Source organism: Aequorivita xiaoshiensis (genome assembly GCF_022008395.1).
In the GTDB taxonomy this organism is placed as follows: domain Bacteria; phylum Bacteroidota; class Bacteroidia; order Flavobacteriales; family Flavobacteriaceae; genus Aequorivita; species Aequorivita xiaoshiensis.
Map to the genome: position 1 here is coordinate 116,459 of NZ_JAIRBB010000005.1, position 16,375 is coordinate 132,833.

A 16,375-nucleotide genomic window follows, 5' to 3' on the forward strand; every position below is an offset into this window, starting at 1 on the left:
AATTAAACAAGGCTGTCAAAATTTTGACAGCCTTATTAAATCAGTATTTATAAATTCTTATAGGTATTACAAGTTTGGAATTACTAGCTCATCGCCTGGATGAATAAGGTCTGCAGACTTTAACTTACCTTTATTCGCTTCGTAAATAGCGTTGTACTTGTTTGCATCACCATAATATTTCTTAGCAATCTTACTTAAAGATTCGCCACTTTGCACAGTGTGATGTGCAAAAACAGAACTATCCGCAACCTTAATGTCAGCCATAATATCTGTAGGGTTTTCACCACCAATTCGCTTAATTTCATCCCAAATTAAGTTTTTGTCGTATTGAGTCTTTGCAGTACCCCAAACTTTTAGTTGACCATTTTCCTCTTTTACATCACCCTCTTGGATGTTAAGTTTTTCTCCTAAATCCAGAACACTCTGGTATTTCGACTTAATCATTTTTTATAGTTTTAGTGTTAATTTCTATAAAGATACAATTTTACCCAAAATTAAATTTAACGTTTAGAAAAATTTAAGACAAAAATGTAACTATTTCATTATCAGCTAAATTTAACTAAATGTTAATGATAATTGGTAAAAACTTCACAGTTTGAACGATACCTTTGATACAAACTAAAAAACACACTATTATGAAGTTTAAACAAATTGTACTATCAATTGCAGCCGTAGGAATATTATTGGTTGGTTGTAATGATTCGAAAAAGAAAGAAGCCGAAGCTCAAGCTCAGGCGGAAGAATTGAGAATGGAACGTGAAGCCGACTCAATATTGAAGTTAGAAGATGAGAAAATGGCTAGAATGGAAGATATGGAAGCAAATTCTATTTCGGCTAGAGCAATGGGTAACGACAATTTATCCACTTTAGTTAGTGCTCTTCAAACTGCCGATTTAACCGATACCTTTAAAAGTAAAGGCGAATACACAGTATTTGCACCTACCAATGATGCATTTGATAAAGTTTCTAAAGCAACTTTAGATAATTTGATGAAACCAGAAAACAAAGAAAAACTGCAAAGTTTGCTTAAGTATCACGTGCTTCAAGGTAAATTGCCTTCAGTGGATGTTTTAGCAAAAATTAATAATGCTAATAACAAATTGGATGTTACTACCTTAAATGGAGAGATTCTTACTTTATCGGAAAAGAATGGTAAAGTGATTATTAAAGATGCTAAGGGAAATGTTGCAACTGTTACCAATGTAGATATCGATGCCTCCAATGGAGTAATTCATACCTTAGATAAAGTTTTGATGCCAAAAATGTAAATCATCTTATTTCCTATTATTAAAAACCTCTGAAAAGAGGTTTTTTTTATGTCTATTCTTTTCCTTAATAAGCCCAAGCATATAAGTCGTCCTTAGAATTTATGGAGTGTAAAATACTATCTTTTATGATCATGTTTTTAGAAGTAATAGCTAATACATCTTCATAATAATGGTCAGTAATTATTATACCCTTAGTAGAACTAATATTTTGAAGGAGATCTTGAATTTCTATTTTATATAATGGCTCAATCATTGAAAAAGGTTCATCAAGCATTATAAAAGGATGATCTAAATTACTTACTAGCAATACTTCTAAATACCTAATCTGACCCTGGGAGAGTGTTCCAATATTTTGAGCAGCAATTTTTGCTATTAATGGATTGTAAAATATAACATCTTGCTTTTCCTCTTCAAAAAAATAGATTGGGATTATATCACGTACTTTTAAATTCTTAGGTAAAAATGAGTGTTGAGGTAAATATGCAATCCTTTTTTCTGATATATTTTTTGATGGATAAAACTTTTTATCGTCAATTGTAATTTCGACAAAACCTTTTTTTAAGGTTCCAAAAATCATTTTTAATAAGGTAGACTTGCCACACCCATTACGACCGAATATACCTAAGATTTCACCGGTCTCTAATGAGAAAGAAATTTCATTTAAAACTTCTTTATTACCAAAACTAATAGATGCTTTATGTAATTTGAAGATCGCCAAAAAGGAAAAATATTATAAAAATGAAAAAAGAAAATATAGGAATACCAAGAAATAAATTTATAATAAATGAGGTTTGAAATAATTTCAATTTACTTATTCCTAAGTTAAAGTAGAAATAATAGTTTTTATTATAGAAAACATTGAATCCTAAAAAACCTATAAGCAAGCCAACAGTAGTAAATATTAAAAACCCGCAAACTATCCCAACAAAGAGAAGACTTAATATGGAAAATGCCGCTATAAACGGAAATATACTTTTATAAAATTGCCAATAGGCTCGATACATATAAAATTATTAAAAGGAGGCTATCCAAAATGCAACTCTCGCTATTGGTTCGAGCGCATTCGAGAACTTTAAACTGTTGACTTCCTATTCGGTCTCTATTGGGTTGGGTCTGATACCCCATTTATTTTACCTTATAGATAGCCTCCTTAGTTCTTTAATGACAAGTACAACCGCCATCCATAAAACCTTGGGTTTTTTGATGCCAAGGGAATGCTTGATTGTAACCATCTAACTCCCAGAAAAAAGGTAGGCGTTCTTTAGGATTGTTACCTATTTCATTCATAGTTTCAGTATCGTACAATCTGCCATTTATCATAACCATATTTATAGATAAGGTGTTTTCGATAGCTTCTAATGGATTTTTATCCATCACAATCAAATCTGCTAGTTTACCAACCTTTAATGAGCCTATATCTTTACCTGCACCAATATATTCAGCAGAGTTAATAGTAGCGGCTTTTAAAGTTTCAAGATTGCTAAGTCCACCTTGATTAATCATCCAGGTTTCCCAGTGTGCTCCAAGACCTTGTAATTGACCGTGAGCCCCCATATTTACTTTTACGCCTGCTTCACTTAAATCTTTAACGGTTTCAGAAACTAGAATGTGCCCGTTTTGGTACTCTTCCTGTGGAACTTTAATTCTATGACGAGAACGACTGTCTATAACGCCACGCGGAGTAAAGTTGAGTAGTTTTTCATTTTCCCAAACATTGTCTCTTTCATAAAAATACATTTCTCCATTCATCCCACCATAGTTTACAATAAGAGTAGGAGTGTAGCCAGTATTGCTTCTGCTCCATACTTCTCTAATATCTTTATAAATTGGTGCAATAGGAATGTTGTGTTCTATTCCCGTGTGTCCGTCAATAACTTGAGTTATGTTATGATAAAAGGTTGAACCTCCTTCAGGCACCACGTTAATCCCCATTTCACGCGCTGCTTGTAAAACTTGCTGACGTTGATCGCGACGCGGTTGATTATAACTCTTTACACTTTTAGCACCAAAGGCTTTTGTGCGGCGAATACTGCTTCTAGCATCTTCTAAATTATTTATCACCGCCTTAAAGTCGCCATCGCCACCGTATAAAATAAAACCAGTAGAATATAATCTCGGTCCTACCAATTGGCCGCTCTTTTGAAGTTCAGATAGTGTAAATACCGTTTCTGTATTCGCCGAAGGGTCATGTGCTGTAGTTACACCAAAGGCTAAATTGGCCATAAACGACCATTTTTGTTGCGTAGGCAATCCATATCGGAAAGCACCAACGTGAGCGTGTGCATCTACCATTCCTGGCATAATGGTTTTTCCTTCAGCAGCATAAATCTTTGTACCTGATGGAATAGAAACTTTATCTGCAGCTCCTACAGCTTCAATTTTATTACCATTAATTAATATAGTTCCGTTTTCAATTACCTTATCGCCCTCCATAGTAATAATTCTCGCATTTGTGAATGCAATGCGACCATTTGGAATATCTACAGGAGCTTCTAAATTAATTTTAGTTCCCGTGAGCGTTACTTCTGGTATTTCATCTGGTGAACCTGGCAAAAAGGTGAATCTGTTTTTTAATTCATTACTAAAATATTCATCTCCCAGTGTCCACATTACATTCTTGCTGTTTGCCGACCAATGAATGTTTATACCCGCATCTTTTGCAAGTTGTGAAACAGGTAATGCTTTTGTTTTGTCATCTAAGTCGATTGTTTGTCCGTTAAGCACTAAAGGCGCAACATATAACTTATGAAGATTTGTAAAAGCAACCCATTTATTGTCTGGGCTTGGAACTAATCTGTTTGCATATTTTGAGGTAATATGCGTTTTTTCTTCGTTTCCATTCAGGTTTACGCTAATTAGTTTCTTCTCTATGCTCCCAAAGTATGTGCCGCCCGTTTGTAAGAAAATACGTTTTCCATCTACGCTAAACACTGGGTAATCACCTTTGTCGGTAACAAAAGTTTCATTACCTCCATTAGCATTCATTATATAAATCCCTTCTTTCTTTGTGTGAGTAAAACCTTGATCGGTATTTCCACTTTCTTTTTTAAAAATAATTTGTGTTCCGTTGGAAGAGAAAGAAGGCATTCGGTAAATTCCTTTGTTTGAAGTAAGTTTTACAGGGGTCCCGCCGTTTACAGAAACCTTGTAAATAGCTCCTTTATCAACGTCGTTCCAGGTAACGTAAATTATTTCAGTGCCATTAGGAGAGAAGGTAGGTTCGAATTCAAAATTGGTACTATTTGTTAAACGTTGAGGTTTTCCATTAGGTAATTCTTTTTTGTATAAATGTCCTAAAGCACTAAAAACAATATGTTTTCCATCCGGTGAAGTAACCGTATGACGGATCATTTTTGGGGTGAATTTTTCGTTTTCAATGCTATTGTCAAAATGAACAGTTTCGGCTAAATCTATTTTTACATTAGCTGTAAAAGGGATATTAGTAACCTCTAATGAATTAACATCAATCTTATTAATTTTTCCACCACTCCAAAAGATGATTTCGTTATTATTTGGCATCCAATTAAAGTTTGGATAGACTCCAAAAATTGCCCAAGCTTCTTGCTGATCTTTATTCAGCTTATCGTAGATAGGGAATTCTTCTCCGGTTTCTAAGTTGTGGATAAATAAAACACTTTTAGTACGTACTCTTTTTACGAAAGCTAATTTCTTACCATCGGGAGAAACTGTTGGTCTTGCGGCTCCCCCAGGTCCACCAGTGATAGTTTCGGTTTCTCCTGTTTCAAACTCGTAGCGTTTTATAACATATATCTGACTGTTTGGATCTTTGTTATATTGAAAATATCCGCCAGGGTACACATCCTCACTGTAGTACAAATACTTTCCGTCTGAAGATACGAAGGGTTCGTTTACGTCTTGTTGGTCATTTTTTCTTTTGGTAAGTTGAATGCCAGAGCCTCCTGTTTTGTGGTATTGCCACATCTCTCCAGCTCCTAAACTTCTTCCTGATGTAAAGTGTTTTCTAGCAATTAAATAATTTCCATCTGCACTCCAAACGGCATTGTTAAGTAGTCTAAAATTTTCTTTAGTAATTTGTTTAGCCTCGCTGCCATCAACATTCATTACCCAAATATTATCACCACCACCAGCATCGCTGGTAAATGAAATTTTTGTCCCATCTGGACTGAATCTCGGCTGAATTTCAAAAGGAATTCCAGTTCTAATAGCTTTTGCTGTACCTCCAGTTATTGGCAGCGTATAAATATCGCCCACCATATCAAAAACTATAGTTTGCCCGTCGGGGCTAACATCAATATTCATCCAAGTTCCTTCATCGGTAGTAAAGGAATGTGTTTTGTAGTTAAAATCTTTACCGGGATTTGCAACTTCCCATTTTGCTTCGGATTTTTCACTGTCTTTTTTCTTTTTCTTCTGTGCCGTAAGCGTTAGTGAAAATGTAAAAATTAGGAGTGTTGAAAGTAGTTTCATATTCAATGTTTATAAATTTCGGTGTAATTTTAAATGGGTGTATGTTATTCAATTATTTCAGTAATAACATAAAAATCTTTTTTGATTTCAGCAGTTTCAATGAATGATGAAAATTCTTTTGTTTTCCATTCCGAAGTAGGTTTTATCCATTCTTCTTTTCCATTAATAATAGCAATTACAGGCATCTTAAAGTTTTTAAGGATGTCGGTGTAGCGAAATTTCAACTTGTTGTCTTCAACCTTATATTCCAACTTAGGAATCATAGTTGTTCTTAGGTATTGGTTAAAAAACACATTGAGATCTAAACCACTTTTCTGCATGATATAATCTTCAACCTGTTTGCTGCTTACAGTTTGGTGATAAAAACCTTTATTCAACCCAATAAGGATTTGTCGCCACTTTTCATCATTATCAATTAGTTGTCTAATGGTGTGAAGCATATTTGCTCCTTTGTAATACTTATCGCTGCTACCTGAATGGCTAACATTATAATTTCCAATTATTGGAATGTCATTTAGAATACTACGGCGAAGTCCAACAACATATTCTGAAGATGCTTTTTTTCCGAAGTGATAATCGAGATAGATATTTTCAGAATAGCAGGTAAATCCTTCATGAACCCACATGTCTGCCACATCCTTATTCGTAATATTATTAGCAAACCATTCGTGACCACTTTCGTGAATTATTATAAAATCGAATTTCATTCCCCATCCCGATCTAGATAAGTCGCGACCCAAGTATCCATTTTCAAATCCATTGCCATAGGTAACACTACTTTGATGCTCCATTCCTAAATATGGTGCTTCCACAAGTTTGTATCCATCTTCGTAAAAAGGGTAGGGGCCAAACCAGTGTTCAAACGCTTCCATCATCATTGGGGCTTGTTTAAATTGTTCTTTGGCTTTTTCCTCATTTTCTCTTAATACATAATAATCCATATCTAAAGTGCCATTTAAACCTTGATACTTTTCACCCCAGTGTACATAATCCCCAATATTTATATTCACTCCGTAGGCATTAATCGGGTTTACAACCTCCCAAACCCAAGTTTTTGTAGTGTCGCTTTCAGTTACTTTAATAAGTCTTCCATTGCTCACATCCATTAAATGTTTTGGAGTGGTAACCGAAATTCTCATGCCATTATCAGGTTCTTCAGAAGGGTGGTCTTTTAACGGCCACCAAACACTAGCGCCAATTCCTTGATTAGCAGTGGCGATAAAGTGGTTGCCATTACTGTCTTTGGTCCAAGTAAATCCACCATCCCAAGGCGCACGTCGAGCTACAGTTGGTTTTCCAGAAAAGTAAATGGTGATTTTATTCTGCTTACCTTTTTTCTGCTTCTTTTTCAGTTTTAAAAAATGCGCATTTCCATCTGAAGTGAATGATATTTGTTCATTGTTTTGAAGAATTTTGTCAATTTTCATCGGAGCCTGCAAGTCGATTTGCATAATGTTGTTGCGCTCTAAAACTTCATAAGTTATGGTATTACTACCTTCGATAGATTTTTCTGAAGGGTTTACGGAAACTTTTAAATCGTAATGTGTAACATTCCACCAAGCTCTTTCAGGTGTAATGCTACCTCTAAGTGTATCTGCACGTGAAAATTCTTGTGCAATGGAAACAAAATTAATGCTTAGGAATAGTAGTAAGAAAAGATTTTTCATTGAGGAGAAATTTTTGTCTAAAAATACCAAAAAAAAGACTTGAAGCTATTATAAATACTGAAAAGTAGCTGAGTTCTATAAAAGAGAAATTATTCAATTAGTTCAATTGAAATATTCGGTTTTGCTCGAAAATCTCAAGCTGTCTGAAACTTTAAGGCAAAAGAATTCATTCCAAGACTGTAATTCTGAAGAGTTTTCTCTCTATTTTGTACTCTAAGTAAGAAGATTAAACTTTTAGTACAAAACTGATTCTAAATTTTACTTCTCTTCAACCACAAGGGCTATTTTTTTTCCATTCGGACTAATTGCCATTCTAGTTATATTTTTTATTCCGTAGTCTTCAAGTGATGCTACACGATTCCACTCTGGTTCACCCAAAGTGTCATACATATATAGTTTATTACCGCTACCAACAAGAATCTGAGTTTCGTTAATCCAAACGTAATCTTGAATGCCAATAGGCAGTTCACTAACAAAATAATTTTCCTTTGAATTCATATCGAGCATATAGATATCTAAATTTCCCTCATCATTATTCAAGGAATAGCTCATATAAGAGGTTTTTGGGATTCTTTGAAGCGTTCTTCCTGCGTTTCGAAATAAAGTATCAACAGTTCTAGTAGTTAAATTAATCATGACTAAATCCAATTTGTCATCAGCTAGAACTGTGGCAAGTATTAGTTCGTCATTATAAAATGCAAAATAAGCTACTTCTAAATCCTCTATAATTTCTGAAGATTTTCCAGTTTCTGAATCATATCTATACAGGCGTTGTTTTCCGTCTTTGTCCAATCTTACTGCTGCGATATCATCGCTGGATGGAAATTTTTGTGGCGAATATTCGCCTCCCTCGGTTTTTTGATTGACCCAAGTTTTAATTTTTGAATTTAAATTGTATTCTGAAATATCTGTTTGTCCATTGTTGTTTCCAGCAAAGACCAAGGTTTCATTTGAAATAAAAGAAGGCTGATTGTCGTAACCTTCATTATTTGAAACATTACGGGCATTTAGCAGTTCCATACCCGAATAGGAAGGTGAAATATCGAAAATATAAACTTCAGTATTTTGTTGCGCAAAACTTAATTGAAGTGTAAATAAAGTAAGAAGGAAAAGAATCTTTTTCATGGTAAATCATTTTTCCTCAAAAATAGCAAACTCTACGCCATAATCTACAAGAAGTATTTTTTTGGAAAACTTAAAGCTTGTTTTATCTTTTCGTTTTAATAAGCTTGAAAACTGTTTAAATATGTATTTTTGCAAGCTGAAAATAATAAATAAGACTTCAGGTGGTTTCCACTTGTTTGAAAGCGAATGTTTTAAATAATTTCTAGATGAAAAAGGTATATTTTGATAGCGCTGCAACCACTCAGCTTAGAGATGAAGTGATTGATTGTATTTGTGAGGTTTTAAAAACTGAATACGGGAATCCTTCATCGACCCATTCGTACGGTAGATCTTCAAAATCGCTGTTAGAAAATGCTAGGAAAGAAATTGCTAAGCTACTGAATGTTACTACAAGCGAAATTATTTTTACTTCTGGGGGTACCGAAGCGGATAACTTAATACTCAATGGAGCTGTTCGTGATCTAGGCGTTAAACGCATAATTTCTAGCAGAATTGAACATCACGCTGTTTTACATACTTTAGATTGGCTTCAAGAAAAATACGGTATTACAATAGAATTCGTAAACTTAGACCATTGCGGGCATGTAGATTACAAGCATTTAGAGAAGTTATTGTCTGATACCTCCGAAAAAACTTTAGTGAGCTTAATGCACGTTAATAATGAGGTGGGTAATCTTCTGGATTTAAAAACGACTGCTGAGCTTTGTAAGAAATACGATACACTTTTCCATAGTGATACAGTACAATCTGTAGGACATTTTGAACTTGACTTTAAAGACATTCCAGTTGATTTTGCTGCTGCTGCCGCACATAAATTTCACGGACCAAAGGGAGCAGGGTTTGCTTTTATTCGTAAAAATTCAGGTTTAAAGCCATTAATTCACGGTGGTGCTCAAGAGAGAGGACTTAGAGCAGGAACTGAAGCAGTGTATGCAATTGCAGGAATGGCTGAAGCCTTAAAATTATCTTATCATAAATTAGAAAAGGAACGCAAATACATTAGCGAGTTAAAGCAATACTTTAAAACACAACTTTCAGAAAACATTGAAGGTGTAAAATTCAACGGAGATTGCGATAATGACGAGCGCAGTACGTATACGTTACTAAATGTATGCCTTCCTATAACTCCTGAAAAAGCGATGTTGCTTTTGTTTCAATTAGATTTAAAAGGAATTGCTTGCTCTAAAGGAAGCGCCTGTCAAAGTGGTAGCGAAGGTGGATCACACGTGCTAAGCGCCATCCTTTCAGACGACGATCTTGCTAAGCCATCAATTCGTTTTTCATTTTCTTCTTTCAATAAAAAAGAAGAAGTGGATTATGTAGTTGAATGTTTAAAGGAATTTATTGAAGGGTAAACTAAAAATCTAAAAGTTAAATTGCAAATTCCAAACCCCGCACCCCGAGCGGAGCCGAGGGAACTCAATTATTCTAAAATACAAATTTTCTTGCCTTTTATCAGTTTTAGTCTGTAGAAGACAATCTTTTAATACTCCAAAATTCAAATTTCAAACCCGCACCCTAAGCGGAGCCGAGGGGGTAGACATGTTTTCAAATACAAAACATCTTTCAATTTGTCAGTCTGAGCTTGTAGAAGACAATACGGACAAAACTCAAATTCCAAATCACAAATCCCAAAACGCGCACCCCGAGCGAAGCGGAATGGAAACTATATTTTTTAAATTTCACTACCAACCTCCAACCTCCAACCTCCAACTTCTAACTTCTAGCCTCCAACTTCCAACATCGTCCATCTAAAGCGCCTCCTTCATAATCTCCTCTACAATTTCAGGGTTTAGTAGGGTAGAAATATCTCCAAGGTTTGAAGTGTCTTTTTCAGCTATCTTTCTCAAGATACGGCGCATAATCTTCCCGCTTCTAGTTTTAGGTAAACCGGAAACAAATTGAATTTTATCCAATTTCGCAATGGGTCCAATGTGTTCTGTGATAATCTGATTTATTTCTTTGCGCAAATTGTCGTGCATACGGCTCTCTCCAGTTTCCTTCAGAATTACATAACCGTATAGTGCATTTCCTTTAATGTTGTGAGGAAAGCCTACAATTGCACTCTCGGATACTGCTGGGTGTTCGTTTATCGAATCTTCAATAGGAGCTGTTCCTAGATTATGACCAGAAACAATAATTACATCATCAACACGGCCTGTAATTCTGTAGTAACCTGTGCTATCTCGAAGCGCACCATCGCCAGAGAAGTACATATCTTTATAAGCCGAAAAGTAGGTTTCTCGATATCGCTCGTGATTATTCCATATTGTTCTTGCCATGGCAGGCCAAGGGAACTTTATACATAATTTTCCACTAACAGAATTTCCTTTAAGCTCCTCTCCATTTTCACCCATTAATGCAGGTTGAATTCCCGGTAGCGGCAAGGTTGCATACGTCGGAATGGTAGGAGTAGAGTAGGGAATTGGAGAAATCATAATTCCACCAGTTTCGGTTTGCCACCAAGTGTCTACTATTGGGCAATTTTTCTTCCCAATATTATCGTTGTACCAATGCCAAGCTTCTTCATTAATTGGTTCACCAACACTACCTAAAATTTTAAGTGATGAAAGATCGTATTTTTCTAAAAAATCTGTTTTTTCTTTGGCTAAGGCACGAATTGCCGTTGGTGCGGTGTAAAACTGAGTCACTTTGTGCTTTTCAACAACATTCCAAAAACGTCCAAAATCGGGATAGGAGGGAACACCTTCAAACATTAAAGTTGTGGCTCCGTTTGCTAAGGGGCCATACACTATATAACTATGGCCGGTTATCCATCCAATATCTGCAGTACACCAAAAAACATCGTTCTCTCGGTATTGGAACACGTTTTTAAAACTATGGGCGGTATAAACCATGTATCCAGCAATAGTGTGAACCATGCCTTTTGGTTTTCCTGTACTTCCAGATGTGTACAAAATAAATAATGGATCTTCCGCATCCATAATCACCGGTTCGCATTCGTTTTTTGCAGCGTCTAATAAAGGTTGTAACCACTTATCGCGATTTTCCTTCATAGGAATATCAGAATTTGTACGTTTTGCTACTAAAACAGTTTTTACACCTGGGCAACTTTCTAATGCATCATCTACAATTCCTTTTAAATCTATTGTTTTATTTCCACGGTAAGAGCCATCGCTAGTTATAACCATCTTACAATCGGAATCGTTAATTCTGCTAGATAGGGCAGAAGCAGAAAAGCCTGCAAAAACTACTGAATGTATCGCTCCAATTCGCGCACAGGCCAATAAGGAAATTGCCAAATCAGGTATCATTGGTAGGTATATACAAACCCGATCTCCTTTTTGAATTCCGTGGTTTTGTAAAACATTCGCAAACCTGCAAACTCTATCGTGTAGTTGGCGATAGCTAATATGTTCTGCCATCTCATCGGGATTGTTTGGTTCAAAAATGATAGCTGTTTTATTAGCGTGAGTATATAAATGCCTGTCAATACAGTTTTCAGTAATATTTAGTTTTGCCCCTTTATACCAAGAGAATTCCGATTTTGAAAGGTCGTATTCTAATACTTTATCCCATCGCTTACGCCACAAAAAGTTTTCTTCGGCTATTTCCTCCCAAAAGTTTTCTGGGTCACGAACAGATTTTCTGTAAACTTGAAAATATTCTTCTAAATTCTTTATGTGGTAATTACTCATTGTAAGACGGTCTTATGGGAAGTGAATTTAGCAAAATTAAGATAGATTTTTTTTAACCTTACTAGACTAAAGCCTTTCAAATATATTTACATTTTAAGAATATTTAAATTAGAATTCAATAAAATATGAAAATAACTATTTACAAAAATTAAAAATCCCGCTAGCAAATTATTGTAGCGGGACTTTCAAATTATGAATAAAATCGAAATTAATGAGGAAGTTTGTTTTTTACTAATCCATAAATAAAAGTTCCTAATAGTGCTCCAAGGATAACTATTAAAATAGGGAGATATCCTGCTCCTGCTAATACATACATCGGTCCTGGACAAGCACCAGACAAGGCCCAACCTAATCCGAAAATTATACCCCCAATCATATAACGACTAAAACCTTTATCTTTTGGCTGTAATCTCATTTCCCCTCCATCAATGGGTTTTATGTTTTTTCGTTTAATTAGCTGAACTCCAATTACTCCAATGGCTAATGCGGAACCCATAATTCCATACATATGGAAACTACCAAATTGGAACATTTCATAAATTCGAAACCAAGATGCAGCTTCAGATTTAAACATTATAATTCCGAAGAATATACCTACTATTAAATATGTGATGTATCTCATTTTCTAAAATATTAAAGGGTAAATAAGGTGAATCATAACTAAGCCACCAATAAAAAAGCCTACTACTGCAATCAATGAAGGCAGTTGTAAGTTACTTAATCCCGAAATTGCATGACCAGAAGTACAGCCACCTGCATACCTAGCACCAAATCCTACCAATAATCCTCCTATTAGTAAAATTAGAATGTTTTTTGGCTGTGCAATATTCTCCATACTGAAAATTTCAGTCGGTAAATACGCTTGGTTTGCGGAGGTGATGTTGTAATCATCAGCTAACTGTTGTGCTACATCAGGGTTTATGGTAACAATATTATCGCTCATAAAATTAGAGGCTATAAACCCCCCAATTATGGCGCCTAAAACAACCATTAAATTCCAACGTTGCGTTCTCCAGTCGAATTTAAAAAAGTCTGCTGCTTTGCCAGCTCCTAAGGCTGAGCAGGCTGTACGTAAGTTCGAGGACATTCCAAATTGCTTTCCTAAGTACAAAAGCACAAACATTACAAGCGCAATTAAAGGTCCGCTTATATACCACGGCCAAGGATCATAAAATAAATTCATAGTTAATAATTTTTGTGCAAACTTAAGTATGATTAACCAAACAGAGTGTAACTTAGATTACATTCCAATGGGTAATTAAAAAGAATAGAGAAAGTTTTAATCTTAATTTGAGGTTAACCAGCTTAAGAAGAGTAGTGTATAGCTTTTTAAAATTGAAATATTATGAAATAAAAAATCAAAAATACTAAACTAGATTTATTGGAGTATTGGAGAGTAAATAGAAAGGTATTACTAGCAAAAGGTGGTGTTCTGTATTATAACAAAACACCACCTTTTTATAGATTTAAATATAACTGTCCTTACTATTTTCTAGCAGGCGAAATCATAATATGTGAACGATGAGTGCCAGCATCCATTAACCAGGGCATTCCTGGAGCTTGTGGTTTAGTTGGTAGGCCAGTGCTTTCACCCGTCATATAAGGTTTGTAAAGTACATAGCGAATTCTGCTATTTTCAAGTTCACCAGTTTCGGTATTAAGGTCTTTATCTTCAGCAGCCAAAACATAAACCATTGAAGGTTCTTTGGGCATTTTTAGCGTTCCAGCTTCAATCTCTTGTTTTCGAACTTCTTGCTTTTCGGGATTAGATTTTCCTGCAGCCTCTAGTTCTCTTCCTCTTGCCATAAATGGTTCTAATTCGGCGCCATAGCAGGCTACGCTTATTCCTTCTTTGTTTGGATCGTCTGCTAAACAAATCAATTTATTGGTGCCTTCACGAAGTGTTACTAGTTTTCCTTCGGCGTTATACCCAAGAACTGTAGCCGCATCGCGATACATTTCAGGTGCAGCTAGAACGGCAGTCTTTATTTGTATATCGGCTGGCAGAATTTTAGATTGGGAAAATGCTGAAAAAGCAGAGGTAAATGCAATAACAACGAGTAATTTTTTCATAATCAAGCTTTTTAAAATTAATGTTTAAGATACGAAAAAAATAAAACTTGGATTTTTTAAGATTTTGAGTAATAAAATTTTCTATGTAATGCCTATAACGGACATTTTACCTTCAACCCCTTCCGCCAGCTGGATTTTTAATTTAGCTACTAATCAACCTGTATCCCAGCTGCCACCTTCCCCTTAAAATCAATAGTACAATTATTTAAAGTATTTCGAAGGGGAAGGAACTTGTAAGTGTATTACATTGGCAGATGATATTTTTAATTGTTTAGTTCAAATAGATACTAAGATTTAATTTCGAATTAAGTTGGTTCCCGAGCCTTCGGCTTGGCTCATGATAAACTTTGCCGAGGGAGAACTTCATCTTCAACTTCAATCCCTTCCTCAGTTGGGTTATGAATTCAGCTGCTAAATAACCGACTTCCCAACCGCTACCTTCCCCTTTAACCACTCCGTCTTATTATTTAAAGTATTTCGAAGGGGAAGGAAATTGTAAGTGTATCACATTGGCAGATGATATTTTTAATTGTTTAGTTCAAATAGATACTAAGTTTTAATATCGAATTAAGTTGGTTCCCGAGCCTTCGGCTTGGCTCATGATAAACTTTGCCGAGGGAGAACTTCATCTTCATCTTGAACTTCAACTTCAACTTCAACTTCAATTTCAACCCCTTCCGCCAGCTGGATTTTTAATTTAGCTACTAATCAACCTGTATCCCAGCTGCCACCTTCTCCTTCAACCACTCCGTATAATTATTTAAAAAATTTCGAAGGGGAAGGAACTTGTAAGTGTTTTACATCAGGTAAGATTCTTTCTTTTTCGACTTCAATTTCAACTACCTCATCAATTTTTCGTTTAAGACCTACAAGGAGGTTTTCAATTGTTATATAAATCAAAACAACACCTTGCAGGTCATATTCGGGGGAAGGTTTGACGACATCTCCATCTTCAGTTTTATCAATGACTATGCCCGCCAGCACCTTCTTCCTGCAATAAACCAAAAGCACCTTTAGTTAAAAATTTGCTGTTCTTCATTAAGGCTGCAGCATTTTTAATTCTTGTAAATCCATTGTGGGTCTCTCCAGGTTTTACCTCTACAGGATGCAATTCAAACTCTTCAGCATCTTCCTTTTCGACTAGCAAAACGTACTTTTTCCCTTCCAATTCTACTATAGCATCCTCAGGAAGGGCTAGATGGTTTGTAGTAGCTGTTACAATTTGAGCCTCTACAAACATTCCTGCGGTGAAGTTTTGTTCATCTTTTTCGTCAATATGTCCGTGAATTATTGCTACTCTAGAATTGGGGTCGATAGAGGTTCCAACTAAATGCACGTCACCTTTAAAAATTTCTTTTGAAGCTTCTGGAACCGAAAATAGTATTTCTTGATTCTTTTTAAGTTGTAATAAATCTTTTTCAAAAACTTTTAATTCCAAGTGAATATGATCTGCATTTATTATTTCCATTATTTTATCGGCTGGGGAAACATAGGTGCCTGTATTTACAAAAACCTGAGTTACATGTCCATCTATGGGGCTATATATATTTACTTGTGAAACTATTTTTCCCGCTGCTACCGAGGCAGGATTTATATTCAACATTTGAAGGTTTTTCTTTAAACTATTGCTACGTGCTACAGCAGTTTTGTATTCACTTTCTGCTTTTAAAAAGCTTTTCTGAGAAGTTATATTTTCTTCGAGCATCGTTTTTTGTCGCTCGTATTCTGAACTTAAATATGAAAGCTGCGCTACAGTTTCCATATAGTTCTGTTGCATGGTAATAAACTCCGGATTTTCGATAGTAACTAAGCGTTGTCCTTTAGAAACTTTACTTCCTATTAATAGGGGTGTGTTTTTTATATAACCTCCAGCAAAGGCACTAACCATCGCTCTGCTTTGTGGGGGAACATCTATAACTCCACTTGTTTGAACCGTTTGAGCAAAAGGTTTTTCGGTGAGTTGTCCAATTTCCATTTTAGCATTTTCGAATTGTACTTTTGAAAGATGGATGTTTTCTTCTGTTTTTTCTGAGGCAATTGATTCAGTAGAATCAACTTTTTTTTCCGAATTATTACACGATGCCAAAGTGAAGGCTAATAGTAACAAAATTGATTTTATATACTGCATAATTAA

At 35.3% G+C, this 16,375-nt stretch carries 13 protein-coding genes; 2 read left to right on the forward strand and 11 right to left on the reverse strand.

What is annotated here, in order from left to right:
• Nucleotides 1-66: 66 nt before the first annotated feature.
• Nucleotides 67-444: a LysM peptidoglycan-binding domain-containing protein gene (locus tag K8344_RS08025; protein WP_237608214.1), complete on the reverse strand. Its 378-nt coding sequence runs from the start codon at nucleotides 442-444 to the stop codon at nucleotides 67-69.
• 191 nt (nucleotides 445-635) lie between these two features.
• Between K8344_RS08025 and K8344_RS08030 the strand changes: the two genes are divergently transcribed.
• Nucleotides 636-1,268 carry a fasciclin domain-containing protein gene (locus tag K8344_RS08030; RefSeq protein WP_237608215.1) on the forward strand — a complete coding sequence of 211 codons (633 nt, stop codon included), beginning with the start codon at nucleotides 636-638 and terminating at the stop codon, nucleotides 1,266-1,268.
• 64 nt (nucleotides 1,269-1,332) lie between these two features.
• Here K8344_RS08030 and K8344_RS08035 read toward each other — a convergent pair whose 3' ends face one another.
• The 4 genes from K8344_RS08035 to K8344_RS08050 form a co-directional block, all read right to left on the reverse strand.
• On the reverse strand, nucleotides 1,333-1,986 hold the full coding sequence (locus K8344_RS08035) for an ATP-binding cassette domain-containing protein (RefSeq protein ID WP_237608216.1): 654 nt from the start codon (nucleotides 1,984-1,986) through the stop codon (nucleotides 1,333-1,335).
• Between the two features lie 440 nt (nucleotides 1,987-2,426).
• Nucleotides 2,427-5,717, reverse strand: a complete 3,291-nt coding sequence (locus K8344_RS08040) for an amidohydrolase family protein (RefSeq protein WP_237608217.1) — start codon at nucleotides 5,715-5,717, stop codon at nucleotides 2,427-2,429.
• 44 nt (nucleotides 5,718-5,761) lie between these two features.
• Nucleotides 5,762-7,384 carry a M1 family metallopeptidase gene (locus K8344_RS08045; RefSeq protein WP_237608218.1) on the reverse strand — a complete coding sequence of 541 codons (1,623 nt, stop codon included), beginning with the start codon at nucleotides 7,382-7,384 and terminating at the stop codon, nucleotides 5,762-5,764.
• 258 nt (nucleotides 7,385-7,642) lie between these two features.
• Complete coding sequence (locus tag K8344_RS08050) at nucleotides 7,643-8,509, reverse strand: TolB family protein (protein ID WP_237608219.1); 867 nt, start codon at nucleotides 8,507-8,509, stop codon at nucleotides 7,643-7,645.
• A 206-nt stretch (nucleotides 8,510-8,715) separates the two neighbouring features.
• On the opposite strand from K8344_RS08050, the gene K8344_RS08055 reads away from it, so the two are divergent.
• Nucleotides 8,716-9,864, forward strand: coding sequence for a cysteine desulfurase family protein (locus K8344_RS08055; protein WP_237608220.1), 1,149 nt, complete (start codon nucleotides 8,716-8,718; stop codon nucleotides 9,862-9,864).
• Between the two features lie 396 nt (nucleotides 9,865-10,260).
• On the opposite strand, the gene acs is transcribed toward K8344_RS08055, so the two are convergent.
• The 6 genes from acs to K8344_RS08085 form a co-directional block, all read right to left on the reverse strand.
• The gene (gene acs, locus K8344_RS08060; protein ID WP_237608221.1) at nucleotides 10,261-12,168 is read right to left on the reverse strand and encodes an acetate--CoA ligase; all 1,908 of its coding nucleotides are present in this window, start codon (nucleotides 12,166-12,168) and stop codon (nucleotides 10,261-10,263) included.
• 208 nt (nucleotides 12,169-12,376) lie between these two features.
• Nucleotides 12,377-12,790, reverse strand: a complete 414-nt coding sequence (locus K8344_RS08065) for a DUF6691 family protein (RefSeq protein ID WP_237608222.1) — start codon at nucleotides 12,788-12,790, stop codon at nucleotides 12,377-12,379.
• Between the two features lie 3 nt (nucleotides 12,791-12,793).
• Nucleotides 12,794-13,351: a YeeE/YedE family protein gene (locus K8344_RS08070; protein ID WP_237608223.1), complete on the reverse strand. Its 558-nt coding sequence runs from the start codon at nucleotides 13,349-13,351 to the stop codon at nucleotides 12,794-12,796.
• Nucleotides 13,352-13,653: 302 nt separating this feature from the next.
• Nucleotides 13,654-14,241: a hypothetical protein gene (locus K8344_RS08075; RefSeq protein ID WP_237608224.1), complete on the reverse strand. Its 588-nt coding sequence runs from the start codon at nucleotides 14,239-14,241 to the stop codon at nucleotides 13,654-13,656.
• A gap of 756 nt (nucleotides 14,242-14,997) precedes the next feature.
• Nucleotides 14,998-15,225 carry a hypothetical protein gene (locus K8344_RS08080; RefSeq protein ID WP_237608225.1) on the reverse strand — a complete coding sequence of 76 codons (228 nt, stop codon included), beginning with the start codon at nucleotides 15,223-15,225 and terminating at the stop codon, nucleotides 14,998-15,000.
• Complete coding sequence (locus K8344_RS08085; RefSeq protein ID WP_237608226.1) at nucleotides 15,203-16,369, reverse strand: efflux RND transporter periplasmic adaptor subunit; 1,167 nt, start codon at nucleotides 16,367-16,369, stop codon at nucleotides 15,203-15,205. Before K8344_RS08085 ends, K8344_RS08080 begins: the two co-directional genes overlap by 23 nt.
• Between the last annotated feature and the right edge of the window lie 6 nt (nucleotides 16,370-16,375).

Bases quoted from the DNA above. Each gene is read 5' to 3' on its own strand.
- acs (WP_237608221.1), bottom strand. From the start codon at position 12,168: ATGAGTAATTACCACATAAAGAATTTAGAAGAATATTTTCAAGTTTAC.
- K8344_RS08085 (WP_237608226.1), bottom strand. From the start codon at position 16,369: ATGCAGTATATAAAATCAATTTTGTTACTATTAGCCTTCACTTTGGCA.
- K8344_RS08030 (WP_237608215.1), top strand. From the start codon at position 636: ATGAAGTTTAAACAAATTGTACTATCAATTGCAGCCGTAGGAATATTA.
- K8344_RS08055 (WP_237608220.1), top strand. From the start codon at position 8,716: ATGAAAAAGGTATATTTTGATAGCGCTGCAACCACTCAGCTTAGAGAT.
- K8344_RS08065 (WP_237608222.1), bottom strand. From the start codon at position 12,790: ATGAGATACATCACATATTTAATAGTAGGTATATTCTTCGGAATTATA.
- K8344_RS08025 (WP_237608214.1), bottom strand. From the start codon at position 444: ATGATTAAGTCGAAATACCAGAGTGTTCTGGATTTAGGAGAAAAACTT.
- K8344_RS08045 (WP_237608218.1), bottom strand. From the start codon at position 7,384: ATGAAAAATCTTTTCTTACTACTATTCCTAAGCATTAATTTTGTTTCC.
- K8344_RS08070 (WP_237608223.1), bottom strand. From the start codon at position 13,351: ATGAATTTATTTTATGATCCTTGGCCGTGGTATATAAGCGGACCTTTA.
- K8344_RS08040 (WP_237608217.1), bottom strand. From the start codon at position 5,717: ATGAAACTACTTTCAACACTCCTAATTTTTACATTTTCACTAACGCTT.
- K8344_RS08075 (WP_237608224.1), bottom strand. From the start codon at position 14,241: ATGAAAAAATTACTCGTTGTTATTGCATTTACCTCTGCTTTTTCAGCA.
- K8344_RS08050 (WP_237608219.1), bottom strand. From the start codon at position 8,509: ATGAAAAAGATTCTTTTCCTTCTTACTTTATTTACACTTCAATTAAGT.